This is a genomic window from Streptomyces sp. NPDC028928 (genome assembly GCF_055564915.1).
In genome coordinates, this window is sequence record NZ_JBVHVI010000003.1 from 501,636 (window position 1) to 511,869 (window position 10,234).

Sequence of the window (10,234 nt, forward strand, 5' to 3'; positions counted from 1 at the left end):
CCACGGCCCGGAAACAGGTCGGAAAGAGTCGGGGAAGCCCTGGGTAAGAGATCGCGGGAGGGACGCGATCCGGCCTCCTCCACATGGCCGATACGCTAGGGGTGTGACGTTCCCGGTAGTCGGCATGGTCGGCGGGGGGCAGCTCGCGCGTATGACGCACGAAGCGGGCATCCCGTTGGGCATCAGGTTCAAGCTTCTCAGTGACACTCCTCAGGATTCCGCGGCGCAGGTGGTGAGCGATGTCGTCATCGGCGACTACCGCGACCTGGACACGCTGCGCGAGTTCGCACGCGGCTGTGACGTGATCACCTTCGATCACGAGCACGTGCCCACCGAGCACCTGCGCGCCCTGGAGGCGGACGGCATCCCCGTGCGCCCCGGGCCGGACGCGCTGGTGCACGCCCAGGACAAGGGCGTGATGCGGGCGAAACTCGACGCGATCGGCATCCCGTGCCCGCGGCACCGCATCGTCAGCGACCCGGAGGATGTCGTCCGGTTCGCGGCCGAGGGCGACGGCTTCCCCGTCGTGCTCAAGACGGTCCGCGGCGGGTACGACGGCAAGGGCGTGTGGGTCGTGGAGTCGGCCGAGGAGGCCGCCGAGCCGTTCCGGGCCGGCGTCCCCGTCCTCGCCGAGGAGAAGGTCGACTACGTCCGCGAGCTGGCCGCCAACGTCGTACGCTCCCCGCACGGCCAGGCCGTCGCCTACCCGGTGGTGGAGTCCCGGCAGGTGGCCGGCGTCTGTGACACCGTGATCGCGCCCGCCCCCGACCTGGACGAGGGCCTGGCCCTGCACGCCGAGCAGATGGCCCTGACCATCGCCAAGGAACTCGGCGTCGTGGGACACCTCGCCGTCGAGCTGTTCCAGACCCGCGACGGCCGCGTCCTCGTCAACGAGCTGGCGATGCGCCCGCACAACTCCGGCCACTGGACCCAGGACGGCGCGATCACCTCGCAGTTCGCCAACCACGTCCGCGCGGTCCTGGACCTGCCGCTGGGCGACCCGCGCCCGCGGGCCAAGTGGACGGTGATGGTCAACGTCCTGGGCGGCGACTTCCCGGACATGTACTCCGCGTACTTGCACTGCATGGCCCGTGACCCCAAGCTCAAGATCCACATGTACGGCAAGGACGTGAAGCCCGGCCGCAAGGTCGGACACGTCAACACCTACGGCGACGACCTGGACGACGTGCTGGAGCGCGCCCGTCACGCAGCCGGCTATCTGAGAGGCACCATCACCGAATGAGCCCCCTTGTTGGCATCGTCATGGGGTCGGACTCCGACTGGCCCGTCATGGAAGCCGCCGCCAAGGCCCTGGACGAGTTCGAGATCTCCTACGAGGTCGACGTCGTCTCCGCGCACCGCATGCCCCGCGAGATGATCTCGTACGGCGAGCAGGCCGCCGACCGCGGCCTGAAGGTGATCATCGCGGGCGCGGGCGGTGCCGCCCACCTGCCCGGCATGCTGGCCTCCGTCACCCCGCTGCCGGTCATCGGCGTGCCCGTGCCGCTGAAGTACCTGGACGGCATGGACTCGCTGCTCTCCATCGTGCAGATGCCGGCCGGTGTCCCGGTCGCCACGGTCTCCGTCGCCGGTGCCCGCAACGCCGGTCTCCTCGCGGCCCGCATGCTCGCCGCGCACGACGAGGACCTGCTGCACAAGATGCGCGACTTCCAGCAGGACCTCAACGACCAGGCCACCGAGAAGGGCAAGCGGCTGCGCGCCAAGGTCGAGGGCGCGGGCAGCGGCTTCGGCTTCGGGAAGTGACCGCCGTGGCCGCCCTGGACGAAGCCCACGCGCTGCTGCGCGAGTTCCCCGTGGTCGACGGGCACAACGACCTGCCCTGGGCCCTGCGCAAGCAGGCCGGTTACGACCTGGACGCCCTGGACATCGCGGGCGACCAGCACCAGCACCTGCACACCGACCTGCCGCGGCTGCGCGCGGGCGGCGTCGGCGCCCAGTACTGGTCGGTGTACGTCCCCTGCGAGGAGCCCGAGCCGGTCGCGGCGACGCTGGAGCAGATCGACTGCGTCCGCCGGCTGCTGGACCGCTACCCGGCCGAGCTGGCGCCCGCGCTGACCGCCGCGGACCTGGAGACGGCCCGCCGGGACGGCCGTATCGCCTCGCTCATGGGCGCCGAGGGCGGCCACTCCATCGCCAACTCCCTCGGCACGCTGCGCGGCCTCTACGCGCTCGGCGTGCGCTACATGACGCTCACCCACAACGACAACGTGGACTGGGCGGACTCCGCGACCGACGAACCGAACGTGGGCGGCCTGTCCGCGTTCGGCCGCGAGGTCGTCCGGGAGATGAACCGGCTCGGCATGCTGGTCGACCTCTCCCATGTGGCGGCGACGACGATGCGGGACGCGCTGGACGCCACTTCCGCGCCGGTGATCTTCTCGCACTCCTCCTCCCGCGCGGTGTGCGACCACCCCCGCAACATCCCCGACGACGTCCTGGAGCGCCTGCCCGCCAACGGCGGCGTGGCCATGGTCACGTTCGTGCCCAAGTTCGTCCTCCAGGCCGCCGTGGACTGGACGGCCGCGGCCGACGAGAACCTGCGCGCCCACGGACTGCACCACCTGGACACCAGCGCCGAGGCGATGAAGGTCCACCGCGCCTTCGAGGAGCGCAACCCGCGCCCGGTCGCCACCGTCTCCACGGTCGCGGACCACCTGGACCACATGCGCGAGGTGGCCGGCATCGACCATCTGGGCATCGGCGGCGACTACGACGGCACCGCGTTCACCCCGGACGGCCTGAACGACGTCTCCGGCTACCCGAACCTGCTCGCCGAGCTGCTGGACCGCGGCTGGTCCAAGACCGACCTGGCCAAGCTGACCTGGCAGAACGCGGCCCGTGTGCTGGGTGCGGCGGAGGACGTGGCCCGGGATCTGCAGGCCACCCGGGCGCCCTCCCTCGCCACCATCGAGGCGCTGGACGGCACGGACGGGGGCAGCTGACCGGGGGTACCCCCGAACGCCCCACTCACCAGGAAGGGTCCCCGCGCTCCGTGCGACCGTGTCGGTACGCCAGCCACAGCCCGCCGTAGCCCACGACGACGCACGGAGCCCGCCATGGCCGACCTCCAGGACGACATCCCCACCACGACCGAGGTCGGCGAGGTCGACGGCCTGCCGGACGACCCCTTCGTCCGGCAGCAGCCGGACGGCGAGCTGCTGGAGCGGGCGCACGCCCTGCTCGACGCCCACCCGGTCGCCGACGGCTACAGCGGCCTGCCCTGGGCACTGCGCCATCTGCCCTGGTACGACCTGGAGCTGGGCGAGGCCGCCATCGACACCGATGTGCCCAGGCTGCGCGAGGGGCACGTCGGCGCCCTGTTCTGGTCGCTGCACCTGCCCGAGCAGCCGGGCCCCGAGCGTGCGGTGACGGCGGCCCTGGAGCAGCTGGACCTGGTGCGCACGGTGGTCGAGAGCCACCCGGAGGGCCTGCGGCTGGTGCGCACCGCCGGGCAGATCATCGACGCCCGCAACTGCGGCCGGGTCGCCGTGGTGCTGGGCCCCGCGCCCGGTGCCGCCCTGGACGACTCCCTCGGCCTCCTGCGCATCCTGCACACCCTCGGGCTGCGCGTGCTCACCCTCGCCGGCACCGCCTGGGCGGGCGAGTCCGGGCTGACCCGGTTCGGGGAGGAGGTGGTGCGCGAGATGAACCGGCTCGGCGTGCTCGCCGACGTCTCCGGCGCCTCACCCGACACCGTCGAGCGGACCATCGCCCTGTCCAAGACCCCGGTCCTGTGCAGCCGCTCGGCCGCCCAGGCCCTGCGCCCGCACCCGGCCAACCTGGGCGACGGGCTGCTCGCCGCCCTGGGCGAGGCCAAGGGGCTGTGCATGGTCCCGCTGACCGCCGAGCAGACCGGCCCGACCGTCCGGGACGTCGCCGACCACCTCGACCACGTCCGCGACGTGGCCGGCCCCGAGTGCGTCGGCCTGTCCGGCACCTACGACTCCGGCGCCGTCCACCCCCGGGACCTGGCCGACACCTCCCGCTACCCCCACCTGATCGCCGAACTGCTCCGCCGCGGCTGGTCCGAGACCGAACTCTCCCTCCTGACCTGGCGGAACGTGCAGCGGGTCCTGCGCAGCGCGGACTTCACGGCCCGGGCCGCGCAGCAACGCCGGGAGGCCTCGAACGCACGCATCACCGAGCTGGACGGCTCCTAGGGCGTCACGGCCGTTCGATCCGGCACAGGCAGAACGGATGCCCGGCCGGGTCGGCGTACACCTGGAAGTCCTTCGTCTCCCGGTTCTCCAGGTCCAGCGGGCGGGCGCCGAGCGCGAGCACCCGTTCGTGGGCCGCGTCGATGTCCGCCCAGGTCGGGCCCGCGTCGAAGTCCAGATGGAGCTGCTGGCCGTTGTGGTCCGCGCGCGGCCACTCCGGCGGGGTGTGGCCCTCGGCCCGCTGGAAGGCCAGCCGCGGCCCGTCCGGGACCTGGAGGGTGACCCAGTCGTCGTCCTCGGGCTGCGGCGTCCCTCCGGCCACCGCCGCGTAGAAGGCGGCCAGCTGGTGCGGATCGGGACAGTCGAGCACGACGTTACGGAGCCGGGCCACGGACGTCATGGTGTTCTCCTCCAGAACGAGTCAGCAGGCACAGAGACAGAACGGGTGCCCAGCCGGGTCGGCATAGACACGGAAGGTCCGCTCCCGGTCCTCCGCGTCCAGCGGCCGGGCGCCCAGCTCCAGCACCCCCTTCTCGGCCGCGTCCAGATCCTCCACGAGCACGTCCAGGTGGAACTGCTGCGAGTGGTCCGCCGCGGGCCACCGCGGCGGCACGAACCCGGGCGCCCGCTGGAAGGCCAGCGTCGGCCCGCCGGGCACCTTCAGGTCGACCCACGCGCTGTCCTCGGGGTCCGCCTCCACCGTGCCGCCGAGCACACCGGCGTAGAAGCCGGCCAGCGCGCGGGGGTCGGGACAGTCCAGCACCACGGCACCGAGCTTGGCGAGAGCCATGACTACCTCCTCCATGCGTTACCCGCAGAGGCGGGCAACCGGTAACGGTTACTGCATACTCCCGCATCGGAGGTAACGTCGCAAGCATGAGCGAGAGATCGGCCGCTCCCGGCGGCCTGGCCCTGATCGAGTCCCTGGTGAACACGCTGGACATCGAGACGGGCGCCGACGCGCTGGACACGCCGGAGGGCCGCGCTCGCCTCGGGATCACGGAGGCCGGCCTGGCCGAGGCCCGGGAACTGCGCGAGTCGCTGCGGGCCACGCTGCTCGCCCACGCCGGCCACCCGCCGCACCGCGCGGTGACCCCGCTGAACGCCCTGCTGGCGCGGGCCCCGCTGTACGTCGCCGTGGACGAAGAGGACGGTTCGGCCCGTCTGGCCCCCGCCGACACGGACCCGCTGCTCTCCCGGGTCGCCGCCGCCGTCGCCGAGGCGCTGGTGGCCGGCACCTGGGCCAGGCTCAAGGCGTGCGAGGCCGAGACCTGCCACTGGGCGTACTACGACCGCAGTCCCGCCGGCCGCGGCCGCTGGTGCTCGATGCAGGTGTGCGGCGCCCGCGCGAAGATGCGGCGGTACCGGGCGAAGGGCGCGTGAGCCGCACGGCGTGGTGCAGAATGCGAACAGACGCCGGTTCGGCCGACTGAGCCTCGGCCGAACCGGCGTCGCCCGTTTCCACGGCTATGCCGTGGGGCGGCCCATCGCCCGGTACGTCCACCCGGCCCGCCGCCACAGCTCCGGGTCGAGGGTGTTGCGGCCGTCGAGGATCACCCGGGCCGTCGCCGCCTCGCCGAGCGCGGCCGGGTCCAGCTCGCGGAACTCCTGCCACTCGGTCAGGTGCAGCACGATGTCGGCGCCCCGGACGGCCGCCAGTGCCGAGTCGGCGTAGCCCAGCGTCGGAAAGACCTTGCGGGCGTTGTCCATGCCCTTCGGGTCGTACACGGTCACCTGGCCGCCCTGGAGGTGGATCTGGCCGGCCACGTTCAGCGCGGGCGAGTCGCGGACGTCGTCCGAGTCGGGCTTGAAGGTGGCGCCGAGCACCGCGACCCGCTTGCCGAGGAAGGAGCCGCCGCCGAGCGCCTCCCGGGCCATCTCGACCATCGCGCCGCGCCGGCGCATGTTGATGGAGTCGATCTCGCGCAGGAAGGTCAGCGCCTGGTCGGCGCCCAGCTCACCGGCGCGGGCCATGAACGCCCGGATGTCCTTGGGCAGGCAGCCGCCGCCGAAGCCGATGCCGGCGCGCAGGAACTTGCGGCCGATCCGGTCGTCGTACCCGATGGCCTCCGCGAGCTTCGCCACGTCACCGCCGCCGGCCTCGCACACCTCGGCCATCGCGTTGATGAAGGAGATCTTGGTGGCGAGGAAGGAGTTCGCGGCCGTCTTCACCAGCTCCGCGGTCGGGAAGTCGGTGACCACGAAGGGCGTGCCGTCGCCGATCGGGCCGGCGTACACCTCGCGCAGCAGCTTCTCCGCACGCTCGCTGCGCACACCCACGACGATCCGGTCCGGGTGCAGGGTGTCCTGGACGGCGAAGCCCTCGCGCAGGAACTCCGGGTTCCAGGCCAGCTCGGCGTCGCCGCCGGCCGGGGCGTGTTCGGCGAGGTAGGCGGCCAGCCGGTCGGCGGAGCCCACCGGCACCGTCGACTTGCCGACGACGAGGGCCGGGCCGTGCAGATGCGGGGCGAGGGAGGCGATCGCGGAGTCGACGTACGACATGTCGCACGCGTACTCGCCGTGCTTCTGCGGGGTGTTCACGCACACGAAGTGCACATCGCCGAAGGCGCCGGCCTCGGCCCAGTCCATGGTGAACCGCAGCCGCCCGGTGGACCCCTCGATCCCGGCGACGTGCCTGCGCAGCAGTTCCTGGAGCCCCGGCTCGTACATCGGTGTCTCGCCGCGCTCCAGCATGGCGATCTTCTCGGGTACGACGTCCAGGCCCAGCACCTCGAAGCCCAGCTCGGCCATGGCCGCGGCGTGCGTGGCGCCGAGGTAGCCGGTGCCGATCACGGTGATCTTCAGGCTCATGGATGCGCTCCAGCTCGGGTACGTCGGTGATGCGGCCCCTGAGCATAGTCGGGCCCCTCGGCGGGCAATTTCCCCGCTGTCGTGTAGCTCACGTAGGCGGGTCAGGGCCAGGGCTCTAAAATTTGAGTTACTTAACGGTAATTAGCCTCAGTATCACTGCGTCTTTGGAGCGTGAGAGACCGTGGCCGGATCGGCTGACTTCGACCTGTACCGCCCGTCCGAGGAGCACGACATGCTCCGGGACGCCGTCCGTTCCCTGGTCGAGGCGAAGATCGCGCCGTACGCCGCGGCGGTGGACGAGGAGGCCCGCTTCCCGCAGGAGGCCCTCGACGCCCTCGTCGCAGGCGACCTGCACGCCGTGCACGTACCGGAGGAGTACGGCGGCGCCGGCGCCGACGCGCTCGCCACGGTCATCGTGATCGAGGAGGTCGCCCGCGCCTGCGTCTCCTCCTCCCTCATCCCCGCGGTGAACAAGCTCGGCTCCCTCCCGGTGATCCTCTCCGGCGGCGAGGAGCTGAAGAAGAAGTACCTGACCCCGCTCGCCAAGGGCGACGCGATGTTCTCGTACTGCCTCTCCGAGCCGGAGGCGGGCTCGGACGCGGCCGGCATGAAGACCAAGGCCGTCCGCGACGGCGACCACTGGGTCCTCAACGGCGTGAAGCGCTGGATCACCAACGCGGGCGTCTCCGAGTACTACACGGTCATGGCGGTCACGGACCCCTCGAAGCGCTCGAAGGGCATCTCCGCCTTCGTCGTCGAGAAGTCGGACGAGGGCGTCTCCTTCGGCGCCCCCGAGAAGAAGCTCGGCATCAAGGGCTCGCCGACCCGCGAGGTCTACTTCGACAACGTCCGCATCCCCGCCGACCGCATGATCGGCGAGGAGGGCACCGGCTTCATGACGGCCATGAAGACCCTGGACCACACCCGCATCACCATCGCGGCGCAGGCCCTCGGCGTGGCCCAGGGCGCCTTCGACTACGCCAAGGGCTACGTCCAGGAGCGCAAGCAGTTCGGCAAGCCGATCGCCGACTTCCAGGGCATCCAGTTCATGCTCGCCGACATGTCCATGAAGATCTCGGCGGCCCGTGCCCTCACCTACCAGGCCGCCGCCGCCTCCGAGCGCGGCGACGCCGACCTCACCTACCTGGGCGCCGCCGCCAAGTGCTTCGCCTCGGACGTCGCCATGGAGGTCACCACCGACGCCGTCCAGCTCCTCGGCGGCTACGGCTACACCCGTGACTACCCGGTGGAGCGCATGATGCGCGACGCCAAGATCACCCAGATCTACGAGGGCACCAACCAGGTCCAGCGCATCGTCATGGCCCGCAACCTGCCGTAAGGCACCGGGCTTCGGGAAAGGCGCCCTGCGGGGCGCCTTCTTCGTGCCGGGCGCCGTTCCGGCGTGGGGCAGGCAGCCGTCCCCCGACATGCGGGACACCGCTCCCCGTCGTAGGACGGAAGCACACGGGGCCCGCCCCGGGTCCCATCGCCTCCCAGGAGGAGCCATGACCCAGTCCGGAATGATGCCTGCCCTGACGCAGCAGATGCAGGACTGCATCGACGCCTGCATGAACTGCCACAACATGTGCGAGGAGACCATGAGCTCCTGCATGCAGCAGGGCGGCCAGGCGCAGATGCAGGTCATGCGCGCGCTCATGGACTGCTCCGAGACGACCCGCATGTGCGCCGACATGATGATGCGGCGCTCGCCCATGTCGGGCGAGATGTGCGCCGTCTGCGCGCGGGCCTGTGAGATGTGCGCCGAGGCGTGTATGTCCATGCCGGACGACCAGCAGATGATGCGCTGTGCCGAGGCGTGTCGCCGCTGCGCGGAGACCTGCCGGGCGATGGCGGGCGCCAGCATGTGATCCCACCGCGACACGGCCGAGGGCACCCCGCGGGGTGCCCTCGGACCGGTGCGCGTGACGGTGTCAGTTGCCGGAGACGGTGACCTTCTCGTCCTTGTTCAGCTCGTCCACCAGCGTCTTCACCTTCGCCTTGTCCCAGACGAGGTTGCCGCCGGAGGAGCCGGAGATCGGCATGTTCATCGAGGTGCCGTCACCGCCGCTGACGCCCTTCATCGCCCAGAACATCGAGGCCAGGTCCCACAGGGACATGTCCTTGTCGACGATCAGCGAGTCCAGGCCCGCGCCCATGGTCGGGTAGAACTTGAACGGGTTCAGCACCGTCGACGGCGTGGCCACCTGGTGGGCCAGCGCGGCCAGGAACTTCTGCTGGTTCTTGGTGCGCTGCAGGTCGGACGCGGCGAACGCGTGCCGGGTACGGACGAACGCGAGCGCCTGCTGGCCGTTCAGGGTCTGCTTGCCGGCCTCGAAGTCGGCGCCGGACCACTTGTCCTTGAAACCCTTGTCGATGTCGATCTCGACACCGCCCACCGCGTCCACGATGTTCGCGAAGCCCTGGAAGCCGATCTCCACGTAGTGGTCGATGTGCAGTCCGGTGTTGGCCTCGATCGTGCGGACCAGCAGCGTCGGCCCGTCCTCGGCGTAGGTCGCGTTCAGCTTCGCGTGCCGGCCCCGCGCCGGGTAGGTCTTCCCGGACGTCGAGCCCTGGTACGACGGCACCACCACGTCCGAGTCGCGCGGCAGCGAGATCAGCGTGTCGCCGTTGTCACCGACGTGCAGGATCATCATCGAGTCCGTGCGCTTGCCCTCGGCACCGCCGGTGTGCAGCTTCTTCTCGTCCTCCTTGGACATGCCCTCACGGCTGTCCGAGCCGACGATCAGGTAGTTCGTGCCCTCGCCCGCCTCCGGCCGGTCGATGACCTTCGACAGGTCCACCTCGCGGCGCAGCTTGGAGTCGGCCCAGAAGTAGGTCGCGACCGAGGTGACGACCAGCACGGTGGCCAGCGAGATCGCCGTCCACTTGATCCGGCGCCGCCAGTTCGGCGCGGGGCGCGGGGAGCGGGTGGACCCACCCGCCGGGGTGCCCGGTCCGCTGCCGCCGGGGGCGCCGTAGACCTGGCCCGTGTTGTAGCCGCTGTCGTAGTCGCCGTAGCCGGCGCCCTCCTCGTGCCCCTGGCCGTCGACGTACGACGGCTGCCGCGGCACACCGGCCCCGTACGGCGGCGCCGCCGGGCCGGGTTCGCCGTACGCCGAGCGGGGGGCGGGGGGGGGTGGCGGGGGAGGTGGGGGGTTGGGGGAGGGGGCGGGGCAGACCCCTCCCGGGGGTGCAGTGTGCAATGGCTATGGTGGGGTTATGTAACAGGGGGTATCTGTGGTGGA

The 10,234-nt window shown here is 71.3% G+C and carries 11 protein-coding genes; 7 read left to right on the forward strand and 4 right to left on the reverse strand.

Annotated features, from left to right (window positions below):
* Positions 1-103: 103 nt before the first annotated feature.
* The 4 genes from ACZ4U1_RS11350 (at position 104) to ACZ4U1_RS11365 (ending at position 4,181) form a co-directional block, all read left to right on the forward strand.
* On the forward strand, positions 104-1,243 hold the full coding sequence (locus ACZ4U1_RS11350) for a 5-(carboxyamino)imidazole ribonucleotide synthase (protein WP_467902189.1): 1,140 nt from the start codon (positions 104-106) through the stop codon (positions 1,241-1,243).
* Positions 1,240-1,764, forward strand: coding sequence for a 5-(carboxyamino)imidazole ribonucleotide mutase (purE, locus tag ACZ4U1_RS11355; protein WP_467902191.1), 525 nt, complete (start codon positions 1,240-1,242; stop codon positions 1,762-1,764). The genes ACZ4U1_RS11350 and purE overlap by 4 nt, the downstream gene beginning before the upstream one ends.
* Before the next feature lie 5 nt (positions 1,765-1,769).
* Positions 1,770-2,963 (forward strand): dipeptidase, encoded by a 1,194-nt coding sequence (locus ACZ4U1_RS11360; RefSeq protein WP_467902286.1) that lies wholly within the window; start codon positions 1,770-1,772, stop codon positions 2,961-2,963.
* Positions 2,964-3,077: 114 nt separating this feature from the next.
* Positions 3,078-4,181: a dipeptidase gene (locus ACZ4U1_RS11365; protein WP_467902193.1), complete on the forward strand. Its 1,104-nt coding sequence runs from the start codon at positions 3,078-3,080 to the stop codon at positions 4,179-4,181.
* Positions 4,182-4,185: 4 nt separating this feature from the next.
* Here ACZ4U1_RS11365 and ACZ4U1_RS11370 read toward each other — a convergent pair whose 3' ends face one another.
* Both ACZ4U1_RS11370 and ACZ4U1_RS11375 read right to left on the reverse strand, forming a co-directional pair.
* Positions 4,186-4,578: a VOC family protein gene (locus ACZ4U1_RS11370; protein ID WP_467902195.1), complete on the reverse strand. Its 393-nt coding sequence runs from the start codon at positions 4,576-4,578 to the stop codon at positions 4,186-4,188.
* Positions 4,579-4,599: 21 nt separating this feature from the next.
* Complete coding sequence (locus tag ACZ4U1_RS11375; protein ID WP_467902197.1) at positions 4,600-4,968, reverse strand: VOC family protein; 369 nt, start codon at positions 4,966-4,968, stop codon at positions 4,600-4,602.
* A gap of 86 nt (positions 4,969-5,054) precedes the next feature.
* On the opposite strand from ACZ4U1_RS11375, the gene ACZ4U1_RS11380 reads away from it, so the two are divergent.
* Positions 5,055-5,561 (forward strand): CGNR zinc finger domain-containing protein, encoded by a 507-nt coding sequence (locus tag ACZ4U1_RS11380; protein ID WP_467902199.1) that lies wholly within the window; start codon positions 5,055-5,057, stop codon positions 5,559-5,561.
* A gap of 84 nt (positions 5,562-5,645) precedes the next feature.
* Here the strand turns inward: ACZ4U1_RS11380 and ACZ4U1_RS11385 are convergent, their stop codons facing one another.
* Complete coding sequence (locus tag ACZ4U1_RS11385; protein ID WP_467902201.1) at positions 5,646-6,989, reverse strand: UDP-glucose dehydrogenase family protein; 1,344 nt, start codon at positions 6,987-6,989, stop codon at positions 5,646-5,648.
* Positions 6,990-7,170: 181 nt separating this feature from the next.
* On the opposite strand from ACZ4U1_RS11385, the gene ACZ4U1_RS11390 reads away from it, so the two are divergent.
* Both ACZ4U1_RS11390 and ACZ4U1_RS11395 read left to right on the forward strand, forming a co-directional pair.
* Positions 7,171-8,328 carry an acyl-CoA dehydrogenase family protein gene (locus ACZ4U1_RS11390; RefSeq protein ID WP_365703170.1) on the forward strand — a complete coding sequence of 386 codons (1,158 nt, stop codon included), beginning with the start codon at positions 7,171-7,173 and terminating at the stop codon, positions 8,326-8,328.
* Between the two features lie 166 nt (positions 8,329-8,494).
* The gene (locus ACZ4U1_RS11395) at positions 8,495-8,857 is read left to right on the forward strand and encodes a four-helix bundle copper-binding protein (RefSeq protein WP_467902202.1); all 363 of its coding nucleotides are present in this window, start codon (positions 8,495-8,497) and stop codon (positions 8,855-8,857) included.
* 63 nt (positions 8,858-8,920) lie between these two features.
* Here the strand turns inward: ACZ4U1_RS11395 and ACZ4U1_RS11400 are convergent, their stop codons facing one another.
* Positions 8,921-10,192: an LCP family protein gene (locus ACZ4U1_RS11400; RefSeq protein WP_467902203.1), complete on the reverse strand. Its 1,272-nt coding sequence runs from the start codon at positions 10,190-10,192 to the stop codon at positions 8,921-8,923.
* Between the last annotated feature and the right edge of the window lie 42 nt (positions 10,193-10,234).

Coding starts and splice junctions, on each gene's coding strand:
- purE (WP_467902191.1), top strand. CDS start 1,240: ATGAGCCCCCTTGTTGGCATCGTCATGGGGTCGGACTCCGACTGGCCC.
- ACZ4U1_RS11365 (WP_467902193.1), top strand. CDS start 3,078: ATGGCCGACCTCCAGGACGACATCCCCACCACGACCGAGGTCGGCGAG.
- ACZ4U1_RS11370 (WP_467902195.1), bottom strand. CDS start 4,578: ATGACGTCCGTGGCCCGGCTCCGTAACGTCGTGCTCGACTGTCCCGAT.
- ACZ4U1_RS11375 (WP_467902197.1), bottom strand. CDS start 4,968: ATGGCTCTCGCCAAGCTCGGTGCCGTGGTGCTGGACTGTCCCGACCCC.
- ACZ4U1_RS11380 (WP_467902199.1), top strand. CDS start 5,055: ATGAGCGAGAGATCGGCCGCTCCCGGCGGCCTGGCCCTGATCGAGTCC.
- ACZ4U1_RS11385 (WP_467902201.1), bottom strand. CDS start 6,989: ATGAGCCTGAAGATCACCGTGATCGGCACCGGCTACCTCGGCGCCACG.
- ACZ4U1_RS11395 (WP_467902202.1), top strand. CDS start 8,495: ATGACCCAGTCCGGAATGATGCCTGCCCTGACGCAGCAGATGCAGGAC.